An 18,628-nucleotide genomic window follows, 5' to 3' on the forward strand; every position below is an offset into this window, starting at 1 on the left:
ATTTGCTTAAAAATCAGCTTAACAAAATCAAGCACCTGTCTGATAACTTGCCTGAGCAACTGCTGTAGAAGCCTGATACGGATTTTTAAAATCATTTAAACCCGCAGCAGCTTCATGAATATCTTTGCCTTCTTTTACAACAAAGGTATCAAAACCTGAACGTTTTAAATAATTTAAAACATCTTTAAAAATATCACCTGTTGCACGAAGTTCACCTTGATAACCCTGACGGCGTAACAAAGCTGCAAAAGAATAACCACGACCGTCATTAAAACCTGCAAACTCAATAAAGATTGCATCAAGTTGGTCTAGTGGAAATTGATTGACTTCTGGTGAAGCATCAACAGTGATATACAATGCTTTTTTACCTGAAATATTGGCAATTTGATCCAATTGATCAACCAATAAAACCACGTCACCTTGCGGTAAAACACCCTCTTCACTCATCATTTGATAAGTATTGTCTGCAATTTCGCCATCTTTAGAGAGGACTTGAAGTGCTGTATTAAGCATATGCACGCTCCTTAAAGGGTTGAATGCCGACACGACGATAAGTTTCGATAAATTCCTCACCTTCAGTACGTAAATCAAGGTAAGTATTCAAGATTTCATCAATCACATCGGGTACAACTTCTGCTGCAAATGAAGGCCCTAAGATGTCACCAATTGAGGCATCATGGTCTGCATTTCCACCTAAAGTGATTTGGTAAAATTCAGCGCCTTTTTTATCTACACCCAAAATACCAATATTACCGACATGGTGATGACCACAGGCATTCATACAACCTGAAATATTCAAATCGATATGACCTAGATTATAAACAGTGTCTAAATCATCAAAACGACGGGAGATTGCTTCTGAAATCGGAATTGATTTTGCATTTGCCAAAGAACAGAAATCACCACCAGGGCAGCAAATAATATCGGTAATAAAACCAATATGCGCACGTGCCATGTTGTTATTTTCAAGGATTTGCCACAATTCGAATAAATCTTTCTGCGGAACATCAACCAGTGAAATATTTTGTTCATGCGTCGTACGCAATTCACCAAATGTATATTTGTCTGCAAGATCAGCAATCAAATTCATTTCTTCAACAGACATATCACCAGGTGCGATACCTGCACGTTTAAGTGAAATCGTAACGATACGATAGCCTTTCACTTTATGTGCATTGGTGTTGATGTTGAACCAGTGTTTGAACTTTGGATGAGTTGCAAATAAAGCATCAAAGTTTTCATCAGGTAAATCTTGATAATCGAATGGTGTGAATTCTTCATCCAACTTTTTCAAAATTTCAGGCTGAATTTTTAAAGTCTGAATCGTATGAGCAAATTCAGCTTCTACTTTTTCAGCAAACACTTCAGGCGTTAATGCTTTCACTAAAATTTTAATACGTGCTTTGTATTTATTATCACGACGACCATGTAAGTTATATACACGAAGAACCGCTTCAAGATAAGCAATCAAATCTTCACGTGGTAAGAAGTCACGAATAAAACTACCAATCACAGGTGTACGACCTAAGCCACCACCGACTTTAATTTTATAACCAATTTCACCCGCTTCATTTTTAACGATATATACTCCAATATCGTGGAATGAAGTCGCAGCACGATCCGTTTCTTCCAGTGCAGAAACTGCAATTTTGAATTTACGTGGTAAAAATGCAAATTCAGGATGGAAAGTTGACCATTGACGAATCAATTCGCATGTAGGGCGTGGGTCTGCTATTTCACCTGCAACAACACCTGCATATTGGTCAGTTGTAGTATTACGAATACAGTTACCTGAAGTTTGAATGGCATGCATTTGAACTGTAGCAAGTTCTGCGAGCATGTCAGGTACATTTTCCAAAGCAGGCCAGTTAAATTGGATATTCTGACGTGTCGAAACGTGTGCATAACCACGGTCAAACTCTTTTGCCAATTCTGCAATTTTACGAAGTTGGTTTGAATTCATTAGACCATAAGGTACGGCAATACGTAGCATTGGTGCATAACGTTGTACGTATAAACCATTTTGTAGGCGTAATGGACGATACTCATCTTCAGTGAGTTTACCCGCTAAATAACGTTCCGTTTGATCACGGAATTGTGCAACACGTTCATTGATCAGTTGCTGATCGAAATCAGTATATAAATACATGGCGTACAGCTAGTAGTTTCATTATAACGATGCACAATATAACGAGATTTGACCTATCAACGAAATGCGTTTTTTACATATTTAATAGCGATTTTATTGATAAGCATCATATAACGATTGAATTTACAAAGCTTTCAGCGGAATAACTATTTTTATTCATGTATTGATGTATTTATTGATTGCTTATATCTTTATGTGATAAGCATTTAATACCAATAACCCATCAAATCTAAATTACCATTTTCTACCCATGGTTTTGACCCAATTTGTTTATACATTAAACAATGATCAAAGAAACCTTCTTTCATACCATAGTTAATATGTTCTTCCGTGACTAACCATCGTACATGTTGAGCGGTTAATTCAAAACCAAATTTTCGATAAAAATCATGCTGATCAGCCACGAGGAATAGAAAATCGATATTTGTCCGAAATTTATGTGCCAATTGTTCCAGTTCATTCAGCATTTGAGCAGCTCGACCTTGATTGCGGAATTGTGGATGTATTGCGAAGTCGATAACGCCAAGTACATTGATCGGTTCACCGTTTAAAGTCATGACACGATAATCCAATCCTAGCTGCCCAATCAGTTGGTTTTTATTTTTAAGTAATAATCGATAATGCGGTAATTGCTTAAAATAATGTCGGCCATGAAAATCTTCTTCTGGAAAACACACTTTCATTAAGTCTGCAATGTGTGATTTTGTTGCTATATCTAATGCAATTTCATCAACAAACTCAACATTCATTTTTCAAAGTCCATGATTTAATTTTTATTGATCTACTTTCAGCACATTGACCAATCAATGCGTTGTTATTGCTTTTTAAATTTGCAAATAGGTATTTTCCCAAACGCCTTCAGCAAAAGTACCTTCGACCAATTGCACATAACGTCCATGAACATGATCAATGGCAATACAGTCATCTACTTCCAAAACTCGATCGGTATGTTGTTTCTGCCAATGTGCCGCAAAATACTGTTTCCCCTTTTCCTTTGCGACAATTGAATTCTGAGCAACAACAAGAACATAACGATGCAGCTCACCAAATTCACGTGCATCATAACCACCTAAATTGATGAGCCACAATTTTTGATCTGCTGGATTGGGTTGCGCATTGCTAAAATGAATTTGATAATTTTTATGCTCAAAAGTTAAACCTTGTAACTTTGCCCATGCATCGATATGCAGACCTTTTTGCTCACCAAACCATGCACTTTTGAGTTGAGGAAAAATCTCTTCAAGCGAATCCCCTACCGCAAGTACAACATCGTGCACTTCAGTATTAGCACGTGCATGGCGACCACCTAACATTACGATAAATAAACTAGACATTTTTTAGCTCAATCAATTGCATTTTGTTGATTAGAAATATTTTTTAATACTGACTTAGATGGAATAGATATCTTAGAAAAATCAAAAATGATCGAAAATTAATATTGAGCGTTCCTTCTCTTGCACCATATATATGGCTCAGGGAGAAGGTTAGGATGAGAGAGATTTATCATATAAATCCTCACCCTCTTGCGCGTAATAACGCTCATCCTTTAAAAGGAGAGTGAACTTCTCCATTATAAATAAATGTTTATCACAACTCGACTTGTGCAACAAGAAGTCTAGTTGTGATAACAAATTTGTTATTCCTCTAAACCCTAGGTCTCCTCCCTTTTTTAAAGGGAGGCTGGGAGGGATTTCTATTTAAATATATTGATATTCAAAAAAATCAATCTCCCCCATCCAAAACAATTACATCTCCACCATTTCCACACCATCAATACGTGCCACAGTCATCAAATCTTTATCACCACGACCTGAAACAGTCGCAATAATAATTTGATCTTTAGACATGGTTGGTGCCAGTTTAGTGACATAAGCCATGGCATGCGAACTTTCTAGTGCGGGAATAATGCCTTCAATATGGGTTAAATCACGGAAACCTTGTAAAGCTTCATTGTCATTGATCGGCACATATTCAACACGATGCATATCTTTCAAGAAGCTATGTTCAGGGCCCACACCAGGATAATCCAAACCTGCTGAAATTGAATGTGTTTCAATGATCTGACCTTGCGCATCAGACATCAAATAAGTACGGTTGCCGTGTAAAACCCCAACATGGCCTGCATTTAATGGAGCAGAATGTTTACCTGTTTCAATACCATAGCCAGCAGCTTCAACACCATACATTTTCACATCTTGGTCATTTAAGAATGGGTAGAACAAGCCCATGGCATTTGAACCACCACCCACACATGCCACTAAAGCATCAGGCAAACGACCCGCTTGCTCCTGAATTTGTTTACGTGCTTCACGACCAATAATCGATTGGAAGTCACGAACCAATTGCGGGTACGGATGCGGTCCTGCAACAGTTCCAATCACATAATAAGTTGAATCAACATTTGTCACCCAGTCACGCATCGCTTCGTTCATGGCATCTTTTAATGTTTTAGAACCACTTTCCACAGGAATAACAGTCGCACCCAACAAACGCATACGATAAACGTTCATTGCTTGACGTTTCACATCTTCTGCACCCATGAACACAACACATTCAAGACCTAAACGTGCTGCGATGGTTGCCGTTGCAACACCATGTTGCCCTGCACCTGTTTCAGCAATAATACGTTTTTTCCCAGAAAGCTTTGCAAGCAATGCCTGACCAATAGTGTTATTCACTTTGTGCGAACCTGTATGATTCAAGTCCTCACGTTTTAAGTAAATTTGCGCACCACCCAACTCTTTTGACCATCGCTCAGCATAATACAAAGGACTAGGACGACCTACATAGTAGGCAAGATCACGGTCGAATTCTGCCAGAAACTGAGCATCATCTTTCATACGAAAATAGAGTTTTTCTAAATCCTCTAAAGCAGCCATCAGAGTTTCTGACACAAAACGTCCGCCATGGATACCAAAATGCCCGTTTTGATCTGGGTATTGGGTATAGTCAATCACTTGATCTTGTAAATTATCTTGTTGATTACTTTGCTGATCCACGTTGGACTCCTTGCATAAATTTTTCAATGAGTTGTTGGTCTTTAATACCTTTTGCGGATTCTACACCTCCGCTGACATCAACCGCATACGCTTGAGTCATTTGTATAGCTTCTTCAACATTTTCAGGTTTTAAACCACCTGCCAAAATCAAAGGAATATCGAGTTTGGGGAATTGTGTCCAGTCAAAGCTGTGTCCAGTTCCGCCTTTGAGTTCAGGATGCCATGCGTCTAACAGCATAGCACTTGCTCCTGCTTGTTGATATTGCCGAATTGTCTGAATAATTTCTAAATTGTCTAAATCTGGTTTGACCTGAATCGCCTTATACCAACGGCGTCGATTATATTGTGCAATCTGTTGACACTGTTCAGCCGTTTCATCGCCATGGAACTGTAAAATATCTAAGGGAACTTGATCTAAAACTTGTGCAATGTGTTCAGGTGTTGTATTAACAAATAATCCCACAATATTGACATATGCTGGAATCAATTGGGCCAATTGTTTTGCCAATTCAATCGATACATTGCGTGGGCTAGGTTCATAAAATACGAGACCAATTGCATCTGCCCCAGCTTCAACAGCGGCTTGAATATCTTGTGGGCGTGTAATTCCACAGATTTTGGCACGAGTACGCATATTCATCACTCTAATTCAGTGTCATTCACGAATCTAAATCAATTTAAGCGAATCATTGTAATGCAATTTTGTTCACTTGCGTTAAAGTTCAACAGGATTCTCTATTCAACATTGTTTAATTCCTAATCTGACTTTATACTGCGCGCAAATGCAACGAGTCGAGCTTAGGCTTAGGGAAGTTGGTGCAAATCCAACACTGCCCCCGCAACGGTAAAATGAACAATTATTCTTTATAAATCTGAGGATTTACACCACTGCAATTTTTGTGGGAAGGTGGAATAATTTGAATCGAAATTGATTCTATATTTGAGTCCGGATACCTGCTTGTTGTGCCCTTTAACTCAATCATTCACGGGGAGTGAATGTATGGAGCATATCATGTCTGGTTTTTATAAACTTTCAGCTTTTAAGCCTACGACACTTGTAGGTGCTATCGCGATTGCGATGGGGCTATCTTCTACTGGTTTTGCCGAAACAACATCTTCAAATTCAGAAGCAAAATCTCAGCTTGATACTATTGTAATCACAGCCACACGCTCTGAAGAAAAAATTGAAAATGTTCCTGCACGTATTTCAATTATTGAACCGCAAATTTTAGAACAATCGCCAATTGCTGAATTACCTCATTTACTCATGAGTGATGCTTCCATCGATATGATGCAATACGGTGGTTATGGTCAAGCTGCCTCTATCTTTACCCGTGGTACAAACTCAACGCATACCCTAGTATTACGTGATGGCGTTCGTTTGAATACAGGCTCTGCGGGTTCTGCATCACTTGCATTTATTGATACAACAGATATCAAACAAATCGAAGTATTAAAAGGCCCTGCATCCGTTTTATATGGAACAGATGCAATTGGTGGTGTTGTACAACTTGTTTCAAAAACACCTGAAAAAACAGGTGCTTTTGTGACTGGCGAAATAGGTGAACACAACACGTATAAATCTGTGGTTGGTGCAGATCTCGCTGAAAATGGCGTTTATGCACAAGTTCGAGGCCAAAGACTCGAATCTGATGGTACACAAGTAACCGATTTTAAAGATGCCAATGTAAAAGCAGGCGCATACGACCAAAAAGGTTTTAGCGCAAAGCTCGGTGTTGAAAAAGAACAATATGCTGCATCTGTAGATTATTCACAGAATCAAGGTACGGCAATGTATGTTGATGGTGTTAATGATGCCAATTGGCACTTGATTGGTTTAAAAAACGTTTCTCAAGATTTTAAAAATGAAATCATTAATGTCAAAGGTCGTGTCAATGTTAATGACAGCCTTTCAATCAATGCGCGTTTGTCACAATTTAAAGATGACTTAGAGCAAAATGATTCTCATGATGCAATTTACAACACCACCAAAGAAGCTGAACTTTATAGCAAGTGGCAATTTACCCCGACGCAGAATATTTTAGCAGGTGTTGCCACTAAAAATGTAAAGTCTGATGTGCTTTCAGGCAGTGGTTTTTATGGCGTAGATTATGATGAAAGTGTTGATAGCACAGGCTATTTTGTACAACACCAATATCAATCTAATCAACTACATACTCAATTGGGTTTACGTGTAGAAGATCATGAAACTTTTGGTACACATACAGTTGGTCAAGCCGCTGCACGTTACCAAATCCTACCAATGACTAGTATTTATACCAATATTGGTACAGCATTCCGTGCGCCAACCAATAATGACTTATATGCACTGAGTTGGGGGGGTAATCCTGATCTAAAACCTGAAGAAAGTATTTCCTATGAAGTTGGTCTTGACCAAAAAATTACAGATAACTTCAGTATGGGACTATCTGCATACCGCAATGAAGTCGATGATTTGATTACTTATGTGACTGATCCAGTCACTTATGAAGGTCGATTGTACAATGTGAAAAAAGCCACATTTACAGGCGGAGAGTTTAATTTGGATTGGGCTAGTGATGAACTATTCACTCACCTTTCATATGCTTATGTACAACCTAAAGACAAAGAAACGGATAAAGACTTAGCACGTCGTTCACGTCAAAGTTTAACCTTAACCACAGGTATCCAAAACGAAGTCTATGGCATTAGTACTTCACTCTCGGCTAAATCTAAACCGAAGAATAGTAAAGTCTCAGGCTATGCTACAGTCGATGTAAATGCATTTTGGAATATCAATCCAAACGTAAAACTATTCACCAACATTCAAAATATTGGTGATGTTGAATATAAAACAACCTCATATAGCAATGGTTACTATTACATCAATGGTGGTCGTCTTGCTTCGGCTGGGGTAACGTTCCGTTACTAAAACCTAGACTCGAAAAAATTTTAAAACAGCGCAGTTTATGGATAATGTTTTGACCGACATTATCCTTTTTTCATTCTTCAGCACAGGAAAAATTATGGGCCATCGTTTAAGCAAAATTTATACACGTACAGGTGATTCAGGAACAACGGGACTGGGTGATGGTTCTCGTGTCGCCAAAGATGACCTTCGTATAGCTGCATTGGGGGATGTTGATGAATTAAACGCTATTATTGGCGTACTTCGTGCTCAAATTACAGCAAGTACTATCCTCGAGGCAGAAAAACTGGAATGGGACAATTCACTCAGTCTCATTCAGCATTGGCTTTTCGATTTGGGTGGTGAGGTTTGCATTCCAAACTATAACTTGCTACTACCCGTGTGCGTGGAATTCCTTGAAAAAGATATTGACCGTCTAAATGAAGACTTACCAATGCTCAAAGAATTTATCTTACCATCAGGGACATTGGTTTGTAGTTATGCGCATCAAGCACGTGCTGTATGTCGTCGTGCAGAACGCAGCCTAATGACTGTACATAGCCGGGATCAAAATATTCAAGCAACAGCATTACAACTTCTTAATCGCTTATCGGATTGGTTATTCGTTGCATCACGCAGTTTACAACGCGCCGAAGGTGGCAGTGAAGTTTTGTGGCAAAAGAACATCAATGAAACGATTTAAAGGCATTTTTATAGATGAGTCTTGAGCAAAGTATGCTCATGATTAGACAACAACCTGAATTTAATCATCTATAAAATAACTGTTTGATCGAATAAAAAGTTAAGAAAGCAACTGCTTATGCTGTTGCAGTAGACGATTATCAACCACCGTTGGTCTAGTTTTGTTCTGGTTTCAATCCCATTCAATACTTTGAAGTGAAGCAGGATATCCAACCAACGGTGGTTTTGCTTTTCTAAAACAATAGACTTTTCAACACAATTTATAGTTAAATCTAAAATAATCTGAGCTCGGGATAAGATATATGCCCAACTATATGATACGCGGAAACGTCAGTCGCATTGTTCGAGGCAGGGCTACATCTGTAATGTACTGTTTTTGCGATATATTTGGTACTTGATAGTATCTGTCGAGTTGGCGACTGACAAATGGTTTTGCCTACTTTTCCCGAAAGAAAAGTAGGTCGAACCGAAGGTTAATCCTTACATCTGACTTTAAACGGTAAGACTCCGCTACACATGATCATTTTTTTCAATAACTTACATTAGAGTTTATCCTGAACTGACATTAAATTAATTCTAAACATCCTCGTTTTATAATTTATTTCTAAATTCATCACAACTCGTTTAAATTAAATAAATACGACCCAAAAAGCTGAGTGAAATATGAGAATCATTGGACATCGTGGCGCACGTGGCGAAGCACCTGAAAATACGTTGGGTGGATTTCAATATATCCGCGATTTAGGCATTCGTGCAGTTGAGTTTGATGTCCGACAGTTAAAAGATGATGAACTCATTATCATGCATGATGACAACTTCCTCAGAACCACAGCAATAGACCAAACCTTATATGATTTAGACAGCACCGAACTTGAACCTTATGATCAAGCCAATATTTGGATAGATTGGGAAAAACAAATTACCCCAAGCCTAACTCAAAGTTTGAAAATCATGCATGATTTTGAACATATTGAAGTTGAAGTAAAAGCAGTTGAAACAGCACAACACGCTGAAAAAATAGTGATTGAATTACAAAAACAATTATTAGGTTTTGAAAATACAGCGGTCATCACCAGTTTTGACCTGAAAATTCATCAAGCACTTCTTCAACAAAACAGTCATTTCAAACATGGTTTACTGATCGAAAAAGATATCGGAGAAAAAGCCATCGAACAGGCTTTAGCCTTAGAATGCTGCCAAATCGGCTGGATGAATCAATTGGCAACAGATGAGATCATTCAATCCACCCAAAAAGCCAATTTAAATGTCAGTGTATGGACCGTCAATGCACTTGAACGCGCTCAACATTTACGTGATTTGGGTATCAATGGCTTGATTACAGATTTTCCTAAAATGATGCAATTGGGGCTTGCACAAACTAAATAACATAAATCACTATTTTTCTTGGTTTATTATTATTTAGAATCAACAATTTAGAATTAAAGAATAGACATAGCATGTGTACTCAGTTTTTTACACATTTTTGACAATGAAATACGACTTTTGAACCATTCTTTTTTTCCGATTAAATCGATAAAATTCATGTTTTATTCTGTTACTGTTTTATACAATACAGATGTACACTAATACTAGTGAACATCTGTTCGCTCATGCTAATATCCACGACTGTATAGCCTAGAAAAATACTGAAGCTATGCTTTCGATTTTACCTAATTATTTTACCTAATTAAGGTTCTTAGGAGTGCTGTTGGAGATGAATGCTCCCCTACCCAAAGCCCCAATAAATTGGATCGGTGTCTTTGCATTGGTTTTACTACCCATCATTGCCGTGATTGCGATCCCTTTATATGCCTACCATCATGATTTTAGTATGGCGGCTTGGATTAGTTTATTCGTTTTACTTGGTTTCAGTAGCCTAGGTATTACTGCTGGCTATCATCGTTTATGGGCACACCGTGCTTATGAGGCGACATTGCCACTCAAAATCATTCTCATGATCATGGGTACATTTGCAGTTCAAAATAGTATTTTGTTTTGGGCTTCAGGTCACCGTACTCATCACCGTCATGTAGATGACGTCGAGCAAGATCCGTATTCAATTAATAATGGATTTTGGTTTGCGCATATTGGTTGGATGTTGCGTAACTACCCATCTTCTGAAAAGAACTATAAAAATGCACCCGATTTATTGAATGATAAAGTCGTGATGTTTCAGGACAAATATTACATTCCACTGGTGATTGTTGTTCATGCTGCAATCTTAATCCCTCTAGGTTGGGCTGTCGGTGATATGTGGGGTGTTTTATTGTTAGGCGGATTATTACGCTTAATTATCAGCCACCACGTAACATTCTTTATTAACTCACTTTGCCATATGTGGGGCAAACGTCCTTATACTGACGAAAATACTGCACGTGATAACTTTATTCTCGCTATCGCAACTTGGGGCGAGGGTTATCATAACTATCACCACATTTTCCAATACGACTATCGTAACGGTGTGAAATGGTGGCAGTATGATCCGACAAAATGGTTAATTTGGTCATGTTCTAAAGTCGGTTTAGCCAAAAACCTGCGCCGTATTCCAAACTTCAATATTAAAAAGGCTGAATTGGCGATGAAGTTTAAATATGCGCAACAAGATCTTGCCATTTATGGACATGATGTAAGTGCCGATATCATGGCAATGAAACAAAAAGTTGCTCAAGAATATGAAGCATTTACCCATACCCTAAACGATTGGGCTTCATTGAAAGAACAAGAGCTTCAAGCCAAAAAAGCCTCTGTTGCTGAAAAAATCCACCAAATGGATGTGAAGTTAAAAGTTGATTTCCAATTGGTTGAACAAAAGCTAGCTTTCCACCGTGAACGTTTAGAAACCTTGATGCGCGGTATTAAAAAGAACGTGGTTTCTTAATCAAATTTAAATAAATTGAAAAGCTCCGAAAGGGGCTTTTCTTTTATCCTGAATCTTTAAAAAATGAGAATAAAATGAACCTTAACAATATCCCCTTTGGCATTACCAATTGGACTGAAATCCCAACCACACGCCACGAAGGCGAACAAGGTTATGCACTTTGGCGAACCCAACAATTTGATGATATACGAGTCCGAATTGTTGAATATTCAAAGGATTACTTAGCCGATCATTGGTGTAGTAAGGGACATATTCTTTTCTGCTTAGAAGGTGAATTACGCACTGAACTTGAAGATGGAAGAATATTTACACTAACTGCTGGAATGAGTTATCAAGTCGCAGATCATGCGGAAGCACATTGTTCGTCAACTTCGATAGGGGCAAAATTGTTTATTGTTGACTAAAAAAGTTGGAATTATCCATAGCAATAAAACTTTGTTATATTGGAAAGGTCATGCCTACTCGATTGTGATCAACTACTATGTATTTCAATTCACGTTATCCATCACTCAATTCAAAGCTTTACCATGAACAAATGCCAGTGCCGCTTAAAGGCGCTAAAGCTGGACATTTTAATACCGCTCTAGCCAATGAGTTGCAATGGTCAGAAGATGAAAAAGCACAATGGATTGAAATTTGTAGCGGACAAAAAACCTTTCCTGAATTTCATCCATTGGCGATGGTCTATGCCGGTCATCAATTTGGTCAATGGGCGGGTCAATTGGGTGATGGTCGAGGCTTACTGATTGCTCAGATTTTAAATCAACAAGGTCAAACCATTGACTTACATTTAAAAGGTGCAGGCTCAACCCCCTACTCTCGCATGGGAGATGGTCGTGCCGTACTACGTTCCGTGATCCGTGAATATTTGGCAGGTCATGCGCTCAATGCACTCGGCGTGCCATCAAGTAATGCCGTTGGATTCACCACATCTACACAAGGCGTACAACGTGAAAAATTGGAATTAGGTGCAATGATGTTACGCACTTCCGATTGTCATATTCGGTTAGGACATTTTGAATGGATTAATCAATACCAACCTGATTTATTGAATGAATTCACCCAAAAATGTATGGAATGGCACTATCCAGCGTGTTTAGAGGCTGAAAAACCTCTTGTCGCTTTTGCCAATAAAGTCATTCAAAACACAGCAATCATGATTGCCAAGTGGCAATTGGTCGGCTTTGCACATGGTGTAATGAATACCGATAATTTAAATATCACAGGCTCAACTTTGGACTTTGGCCCTTACGGATTTATGGAGCGTTTCCGTCCCAATTGGATCAATAATCACAGTGATTACAATGGGCGGTATACTTACCAAAATCAACCGAGTATTGCACATTGGAATCTTTGGAACTGGTTAAACAACTTAGTGCCATTGGCCAAAACAGAAGAAAAAGAGCAATTTAAACAAGATTTAGTTGAATGCTTAGAACAGTTTGAACCGACATTTTTAGAACATTATACGTTGGGACTGTGTCAAAAAATGGGGCTTCCAAGCTTCCATAAAGACAGTTTCGATTGTGCTATGGCTTTTTTAAGAGTGATGCAATCTGAACAGCTCGATTACACAGACAGCTTTATTCGCTTACAGAATAAGCAATATGAAGCGATAAAAGATGATTGTTTGGATCGTCATCAATTCGAAGTATTCCTCACACAATATCAAAGTATTCGTGAAAATCAGGATACTGAGGTGCTTGATGCTGAAATGTTTAAAGCCAATCCTATTTATATCTTGCGTAATCATATGGCACAGAAAGCCATTGAACTGGCGGAACGTGGTGATTTTTCAGAAGTAGAACGTTTATTTAAATTACTCAGTCAGCCATTTATCAAACAAGCTGATTTAGAAAAATCAGAAGATTTAGCGCCATTACCAAGTGATGTTCCAGAGGTGATGGTCAGTTGTTCATCTTAAAAATGCCAGTGAATAACCTAATGTCAATCAGTTAAGCATTTTTAAATCCATCCCCTTGCGGAGCATGCTCCTCACCTTTTTCAAAGGAGGGAGTATCAATAATCAAAAGTTACTCTTAACTGATCAGCATTAGGGCGAAAAGCACGCTTTTTTAATCGCTTATTTATTTTAAAAATCAGTTTTTTAAAAGCTGTATTACCAAAAATATTGGCCATATAAATACGTACTAAAACGGTGGGCATCATTGCTGGCTAAATCATCTGTCAAATATTTCAAACCGAAGTTTTTATGCTGTACAGATACACCTAAAGAATGTGTCTGTGGCTCTATATGTATGCCGTATTTGAGTAGTGTAGTCTGCCAAAAGCCATTCAATTGCGCCAAAGTTAAATACTGGTTTGAAAAACCACTGAGACTAATACTCCAAGGGTTTACATCGGATGTATAGGTAATTTCAGAATTGATTTTAAACGGTAATTTTTGTTTATATTGCTTGGTTTTACTCAACTGTCCAGACAAATCCATACGTGGGCGGCTGTTCTGATCATAGGTAATACTATATTTTGTAAATGGTGCATTGTCCCAATACAAATAGCTAAAAACATCTTCAGCTTGAAAATAAAGATCCCAATTTTTGCCAATTTTACCTTTTAAGCCAAAATCCAAGGCATAGCCATAGCCCTTATCCGTTTTGCCATTCCAACCCAATTCATCTTCTTTTAATGCAGGCTCATCATAACTATAGTTCAAATGACCGTTCAACCAACTGACTCGATCCATCAGTTCAGGCATATTTGTGGTTTGACCACGTGCCTGAAATGTGCCATCAACATAATGACGCCCGATCAGTGCGGTTACCCCAGTCACAACAGTCCAATTGGGGTGAATATCCCAATCATAGCCAAATCGTGTTCCAACGGTATCGACATGTTGTGCTTCTAATTCCAATGCATAACTTGAATTCGCATCGATAAGCTGATCATTTTGAATTTGATAATATAATTTTGCCATGTCTTCACTAAAACGTAATTGGTAGTCATAAGACCATACCCAACCGATCGTCCAGTGATCTTGTTGCGTTTCAAGTTTCATTTTGCCCGAAGCAAAGGCATTCTTGCCCTTTTCCAAATGTGGGCTATCCCAATCATTCAAAAAGGCATGGACTGAAACAGGATCGCTATACAATTCTGCATTCAATGAAAACTGTGCCGATTTTTCTGCAACACATACGCTAGGAAGCAAGGTTAGAAATATAAGATTTTTATTCATTTCATATAAAAGAAGACAGCGCATGCTGTCCTCTTCTCACAAGTCTAAGTTATGGAGTGATATAAACAACGGTGTCATCAATAAATTTCACAACATATTGCTCTGAAGAATTTTTGCTGATTGTCCCATAACTTGTCGTTCCGACTTTTACATCAACCGTATTAAACTTTTGAATATCCGCAATTTGAACAAATGCACCATTTTCATGCTTGATCACACTGCTGACCACAGGTTTTTCTTGAGTAATATCTTGTGAAACAAACTCAATATTCAATGCATTTTTATCAACCGCAACGGCAACATTTGCAGTACCTTTTAAATATTCAGCACGTTTGGCAGTCACATTAAGACTAAATGGCGTCGGCGTTGCATTCGCACCTTTTAATTTACCTGACAATTTAACGGCTAAATCAGCATTAATAAAATTAAGCGCAGTTTCATGACCCGCACTAATATCAATGACTTTTGATAAATCATTATTGAGTTTAATACTTGCATCAAGATCCAATACTTCTTGTAAATATGAAACCTGACCTTTTAAAACCAGCTCAGATGGGATTAATTGTTCAATTGTGGATTGACCATTAGAGAACTTAACCGTTTTGGCTGAAGATGAAACTTCACTCAATGTTGCTTTTACATCTGCACTTTCAAAGACTAAACCTTTTAATTGTAAAGACGCTTGATTTGGCAAAGTCTCTTGATTTTCCAAAGTATTGGAAACTGGATGTACCAACTTAGCCGTACTGTCTGCAGTAAAACTAAATTTAGCCTTTTGCTGTGCCGCATTGATTACTTCAATCGCACCACCATTGGCGATTTTAAAATTATAAGTACTTTGATTTGCAATAAAAGGAGCTTCAAGCACAAGATTGGTCACGTTTACTTTGGCTTGGTTTGCATAAACAAAGTTTTCTTTATTGGTCAACCAATCTGGGTTATCCCAATCCCATGCATTTGGCTCTTTAAATTCATCCCAGTATGCAACATCAGCAGAACCTGTGACTTTAATTGAACTACTGGTTACCTGAATCTGTAATGTATTATTTTTTACGTCATATCCTAGAGGATATTGATTTTTAATCGCATCCTGTTTTAACAATAGCTCTAATTCAGCCGCACTGTATTGCTTAGTTTGACCTTGTGCGTCTTCCATAGCAAGTTCCGCAAGCGTAGTCACGATATCAGCGGCACGACCTAAATCAGAAGCAGTATTATTGATCACTTCGACTGGTGCTTTATAATTATCCGCAATATCTTGAAAACCATCATAATATGAAATAATTGCTTTGGTTGTTGCAATCAATTGTTTTGCTTTGTCCAAATCTGAAACAGGTGTAGTGACACTACCTCCTCCTGTTGCACCGCCATTTGATGAACTATCACCACCAGATGAGCCACCGCCTCCGCAGGCAACTAAAGCAGAACTGCACATAATCACCAGTAATGTTTTTTTAAATAACATGAGATACCCTTTTGTTATGAATATATAAAAAGTAATTTTTCGTAAATATAAAGCTTGCTCAAAATATATTGTAATTCACATAGTTTCAACAAAAATATGAATAAATCACTAAAATTATTTTAAAAATATATACTTAGATAAACCAATCAATTAAAAGGTATAAAATTCATTCAATTTTTTTATAAAATCAACGATATCAATAACCACTGAATTCATAAAATATTCATCTATTATAATTTTAAATGTCATCCATACCATTTCAACGATCGATTAGACTTACCCACAAATTCTGTGGATAACCATGTGTTTATCCACAGGATAAATCCACAATCACAAATCAACTACAGCTTTTACATTTAAAATGAATAAAATTTATACAATACATGTTTTTATATAATTATCAGTAACAATGAATAAGAAATATATCTTTTTCAGTATCGTCATTCTTACACTGATTCTTTCGGCTACGCTAATCTATGAAAAGTTTAATCACTTTATCCCGACAGCAGAAGCAAGCATTCAGGTACAGAATTTTACTGATCAGCAAATCAAAAAGATCCGTCAAACCACACCGATTAGTGAAGTAAAAGTCTATAAAACCGAACGACTGGTAAAACTAATGCATGGTGATCAAACCATTCAAACTTATCCAATCCGTTTGGGTTTTACCCCTGTTGGACATAAAGTTCAGGAAGGTGATGGTAAAACACCTGAAGGGCAATATATTTTAGATTGGCGAAACCCCAACAGCGTGTTTTATAAATCATTACATGTATCATATCCAAATGTACAAGATCAAAAAAAAGCACAACGACTCGGCGTTTCTCCGGGAGGTGATATTATGATTCATGGTTCTGCAACTACCGCACAGATACAAAAATTGCCCAGTTTAATGCGCTATTTACCACGCAATGATTGGACATGGGGCTGTATCGCTGTTAGAAATGTCGATATGGATGAAATATGGAACTTGGTCGATGATGGAACCATCATTACGATTTATCCATAAGCTATTGTTAATCCAAATAGAATGAGAATGTCATGACAGGTGATGAAATAGAAAAATTAGCAATTACCATTGCACTGAAAATGCCAAAGGCAGAACTGGATTACCCTTTTGGTGAAGACATCAAAGTGATTAAAATCATGGATAAAATGTTCATGCTCAGCACTTCATTGCAGGGGAATAAAATGATCAATTTAAAAGTTCAACCTGATGATGGTGAAATGTTACGAGACGCTTATCCATCTATTCGAGCTGGCTATCATATGAATAAAAGACATTGGATTACAATTTATGCAGGAGAACTCATCACACCTGAATTGATTGAGGATTTAGTACAAAGCTCTTATGCGTTGGTTGTTAATAAACTGACTAAAGCACAAAAACAGGTCTTAGACATCCACCGTCAAATTAAATAAAGTGATTGAGAATAAAAAGCAGACTTAAATAAAACCATTATGATGTCAGCATTCTTAATCTAAAATTACTTTTATTAGATAGATAATCAGATAAAAACCTATTACCAACTAGAATAAAAAAATAAACTACTGTTTATATGTCCATTTATTCAACAATAAATTTTAGAGTTATTCACTTTTACCCACAAATTCTGTGGATAAACCTGTGTTTATCCACAATCCAAAACAAATAATGATGAAAAGTTAATCTTCTGGATATTCAAAACGATAACCTACACCATAAACTGCTTGTACCCATTCATGGCGATTTCCTGTTTCTGCTGCATCCGAAATTTTACGGCGTAAGTTCTTGATATGACTATCAATAACACGGTCAGCAACATCAAAACTGTCTGGGTTAATGTGGTCTAAAAGTTGCGCACGAGAATAGACTTGTCCTAAATGTTCGAGGAAAAGCTCTAATAGTCGGAATTCAGTTGGCGTTAAATTCAACGACTTTTGTTGATACCAGATACGTTGTTGTGCTTTATCAATTCGAAATAGATCATTGCTTTCAGGTTCAGCTTTACGTTCTAAACGGCGCAACACTGCTTGTACACGAGCCACCAACTCTTTTGGGCTAAATGGTTTACACACATAATCATCTGCCCCCATATTTAAGCCAAGAACACGGTCAATCTCTTCTGTACGTGCTGTCACCATAATAATCGGTAAGTCAGTTTGTTCACGCACTTTACGGCAGATGGTTAAACCATCCATACGAGGCACCATCAAGTCTAAGACCATCAAACTTGGCTTACGCTGTAAAAAGCTATCATATGCTTCCTGACCATCATGGAACATACTGACTTCAAAACCTGCCGCCTCAAGATAATCTCGTACCAATTGCGCAAGTTCAACTTCATCTTCTACCAGCATGATATGTTTCATGTT

General features: G+C 37.6%; 17 protein-coding genes and 1 riboswitch. Of the genes, 8 read left to right on the forward strand and 9 right to left on the reverse strand.

Features of this window, described 5'->3' with window-relative positions:
* Window positions 1-27: 27 nt before the first annotated feature.
* The 6 genes from D7V20_RS04420 to D7V20_RS04445 form a co-directional block, all read right to left on the reverse strand.
* A complete protein-coding gene (locus tag D7V20_RS04420) occupies window positions 28-513 on the reverse strand; it encodes a DUF934 domain-containing protein (RefSeq protein ID WP_120383124.1) in 486 nt (161 codons plus the stop codon).
* Complete coding sequence (locus D7V20_RS04425; RefSeq protein WP_120383125.1) at window positions 506-2,149, reverse strand: nitrite/sulfite reductase; 1,644 nt, start codon at window positions 2,147-2,149, stop codon at window positions 506-508. The genes D7V20_RS04420 and D7V20_RS04425 overlap by 8 nt, the downstream gene beginning before the upstream one ends.
* A 206-nt stretch (window positions 2,150-2,355) precedes the next feature.
* Window positions 2,356-2,898: a GNAT family N-acetyltransferase gene (locus D7V20_RS04430; protein WP_120383126.1), complete on the reverse strand. Its 543-nt coding sequence runs from the start codon at window positions 2,896-2,898 to the stop codon at window positions 2,356-2,358.
* 75 nt (window positions 2,899-2,973) lie between these two features.
* Window positions 2,974-3,483 carry a DUF1543 domain-containing protein gene (locus D7V20_RS04435; protein ID WP_120383127.1) on the reverse strand — a complete coding sequence of 170 codons (510 nt, stop codon included), beginning with the start codon at window positions 3,481-3,483 and terminating at the stop codon, window positions 2,974-2,976.
* Window positions 3,484-3,894: 411 nt separating this feature from the next.
* Window positions 3,895-5,148, reverse strand: coding sequence for a tryptophan synthase subunit beta (gene trpB, locus D7V20_RS04440; protein WP_120383128.1), 1,254 nt, complete (start codon window positions 5,146-5,148; stop codon window positions 3,895-3,897).
* Entirely contained in the window at window positions 5,132-5,782 is a 651-nt protein-coding gene (locus tag D7V20_RS04445) for a phosphoribosylanthranilate isomerase (RefSeq protein ID WP_120383129.1), read from the reverse strand. Before D7V20_RS04445 ends, trpB begins: the two co-directional genes overlap by 17 nt.
* 138 nt (window positions 5,783-5,920) lie before the next feature.
* Window positions 5,921-6,124, forward strand: a riboswitch (cobalamin riboswitch).
* Window positions 6,125-6,148: 24 nt separating this feature from the next.
* Here D7V20_RS04445 and D7V20_RS04450 point away from each other — a divergent pair.
* The 6 genes from D7V20_RS04450 to D7V20_RS04475 all read left to right on the forward strand — a co-directional run bounded on the left by D7V20_RS04450 (window position 6,149) and on the right by D7V20_RS04475 (window position 13,539).
* Window positions 6,149-8,059 carry a TonB-dependent receptor plug domain-containing protein gene (locus tag D7V20_RS04450; protein WP_120383130.1) on the forward strand — a complete coding sequence of 637 codons (1,911 nt, stop codon included), beginning with the start codon at window positions 6,149-6,151 and terminating at the stop codon, window positions 8,057-8,059.
* Window positions 8,060-8,153: 94 nt separating this feature from the next.
* Entirely contained in the window at window positions 8,154-8,738 is a 585-nt protein-coding gene (locus D7V20_RS04455; RefSeq protein WP_120383131.1) for a cob(I)yrinic acid a,c-diamide adenosyltransferase, read from the forward strand.
* A 662-nt stretch (window positions 8,739-9,400) separates the two neighbouring features.
* Window positions 9,401-10,123, forward strand: coding sequence for a glycerophosphodiester phosphodiesterase (locus tag D7V20_RS04460; protein ID WP_120383132.1), 723 nt, complete (start codon window positions 9,401-9,403; stop codon window positions 10,121-10,123).
* Window positions 10,124-10,451: 328 nt separating this feature from the next.
* Complete coding sequence (locus tag D7V20_RS04465; RefSeq protein WP_120383133.1) at window positions 10,452-11,615, forward strand: acyl-CoA desaturase; 1,164 nt, start codon at window positions 10,452-10,454, stop codon at window positions 11,613-11,615.
* A gap of 74 nt (window positions 11,616-11,689) precedes the next feature.
* Entirely contained in the window at window positions 11,690-12,019 is a 330-nt protein-coding gene (locus D7V20_RS04470; protein WP_120383134.1) for a DHCW motif cupin fold protein, read from the forward strand.
* Window positions 12,020-12,096: 77 nt separating this feature from the next.
* On the forward strand, window positions 12,097-13,539 hold the full coding sequence (locus D7V20_RS04475) for a protein adenylyltransferase SelO (protein WP_120383135.1): 1,443 nt from the start codon (window positions 12,097-12,099) through the stop codon (window positions 13,537-13,539).
* Window positions 13,540-13,734: 195 nt separating this feature from the next.
* On the opposite strand, the gene D7V20_RS19830 is transcribed toward D7V20_RS04475, so the two are convergent.
* Window positions 13,735-14,832: a porin family protein gene (locus D7V20_RS19830; RefSeq protein ID WP_328588405.1), complete on the reverse strand. Its 1,098-nt coding sequence runs from the start codon at window positions 14,830-14,832 to the stop codon at window positions 13,735-13,737.
* A gap of 25 nt (window positions 14,833-14,857) precedes the next feature.
* Window positions 14,858-16,273: a hypothetical protein gene (locus D7V20_RS04485; protein WP_120383136.1), complete on the reverse strand. Its 1,416-nt coding sequence runs from the start codon at window positions 16,271-16,273 to the stop codon at window positions 14,858-14,860.
* A 409-nt stretch (window positions 16,274-16,682) separates the two neighbouring features.
* Between D7V20_RS04485 and D7V20_RS04490 the strand changes: the two genes are divergently transcribed.
* Window positions 16,683-17,282 carry a L,D-transpeptidase family protein gene (locus tag D7V20_RS04490; RefSeq protein ID WP_120383137.1) on the forward strand — a complete coding sequence of 200 codons (600 nt, stop codon included), beginning with the start codon at window positions 16,683-16,685 and terminating at the stop codon, window positions 17,280-17,282.
* Window positions 17,283-17,314: 32 nt separating this feature from the next.
* On the forward strand, window positions 17,315-17,695 hold the full coding sequence (locus tag D7V20_RS04495) for an MmcQ/YjbR family DNA-binding protein (RefSeq protein ID WP_120383138.1): 381 nt from the start codon (window positions 17,315-17,317) through the stop codon (window positions 17,693-17,695).
* A gap of 243 nt (window positions 17,696-17,938) precedes the next feature.
* Here the strand turns inward: D7V20_RS04495 and D7V20_RS04500 are convergent, their stop codons facing one another.
* The gene (locus D7V20_RS04500; RefSeq protein WP_120383139.1) at window positions 17,939-18,625 is read right to left on the reverse strand and encodes a response regulator; all 687 of its coding nucleotides are present in this window, start codon (window positions 18,623-18,625) and stop codon (window positions 17,939-17,941) included.
* Window positions 18,626-18,628 lie beyond the last annotated feature (3 nt).

Source organism: Acinetobacter rongchengensis, from assembly GCF_003611475.1.
In the GTDB taxonomy this organism is placed as follows: domain Bacteria; phylum Pseudomonadota; class Gammaproteobacteria; order Pseudomonadales; family Moraxellaceae; genus Acinetobacter; species Acinetobacter rongchengensis.

Excerpts from the sequence above, each read along its gene's own strand:
- D7V20_RS04425 (WP_120383125.1), bottom strand. The coding sequence starts at position 2,149 with ATGTATTTATATACTGATTTCGATCAGCAACTGATCAATGAACGTGTT.
- D7V20_RS04485 (WP_120383136.1), bottom strand. The coding sequence starts at position 16,273 with ATGTTATTTAAAAAAACATTACTGGTGATTATGTGCAGTTCTGCTTTA.
- D7V20_RS04450 (WP_120383130.1), top strand. The coding sequence starts at position 6,149 with ATGGAGCATATCATGTCTGGTTTTTATAAACTTTCAGCTTTTAAGCCT.
- D7V20_RS04420 (WP_120383124.1), bottom strand. The coding sequence starts at position 513 with ATGCTTAATACAGCACTTCAAGTCCTCTCTAAAGATGGCGAAATTGCA.
- D7V20_RS04470 (WP_120383134.1), top strand. The coding sequence starts at position 11,690 with ATGAACCTTAACAATATCCCCTTTGGCATTACCAATTGGACTGAAATC.
- D7V20_RS04465 (WP_120383133.1), top strand. The coding sequence starts at position 10,452 with ATGAATGCTCCCCTACCCAAAGCCCCAATAAATTGGATCGGTGTCTTT.
- D7V20_RS04435 (WP_120383127.1), bottom strand. The coding sequence starts at position 3,483 with ATGTCTAGTTTATTTATCGTAATGTTAGGTGGTCGCCATGCACGTGCT.
- D7V20_RS04475 (WP_120383135.1), top strand. The coding sequence starts at position 12,097 with ATGTATTTCAATTCACGTTATCCATCACTCAATTCAAAGCTTTACCAT.
- D7V20_RS04455 (WP_120383131.1), top strand. The coding sequence starts at position 8,154 with ATGGGCCATCGTTTAAGCAAAATTTATACACGTACAGGTGATTCAGGA.
- D7V20_RS04490 (WP_120383137.1), top strand. The coding sequence starts at position 16,683 with ATGAATAAGAAATATATCTTTTTCAGTATCGTCATTCTTACACTGATT.
- D7V20_RS04445 (WP_120383129.1), bottom strand. The coding sequence starts at position 5,782 with ATGCGTACTCGTGCCAAAATCTGTGGAATTACACGCCCACAAGATATT.
- D7V20_RS19830 (WP_328588405.1), bottom strand. The coding sequence starts at position 14,832 with ATGCGCTGTCTTCTTTTATATGAAATGAATAAAAATCTTATATTTCTA.
- D7V20_RS04460 (WP_120383132.1), top strand. The coding sequence starts at position 9,401 with ATGAGAATCATTGGACATCGTGGCGCACGTGGCGAAGCACCTGAAAAT.
- D7V20_RS04430 (WP_120383126.1), bottom strand. The coding sequence starts at position 2,898 with ATGAATGTTGAGTTTGTTGATGAAATTGCATTAGATATAGCAACAAAA.
- D7V20_RS04495 (WP_120383138.1), top strand. The coding sequence starts at position 17,315 with ATGACAGGTGATGAAATAGAAAAATTAGCAATTACCATTGCACTGAAA.
- D7V20_RS04500 (WP_120383139.1), bottom strand. The coding sequence starts at position 18,625 with ATGAAACATATCATGCTGGTAGAAGATGAAGTTGAACTTGCGCAATTG.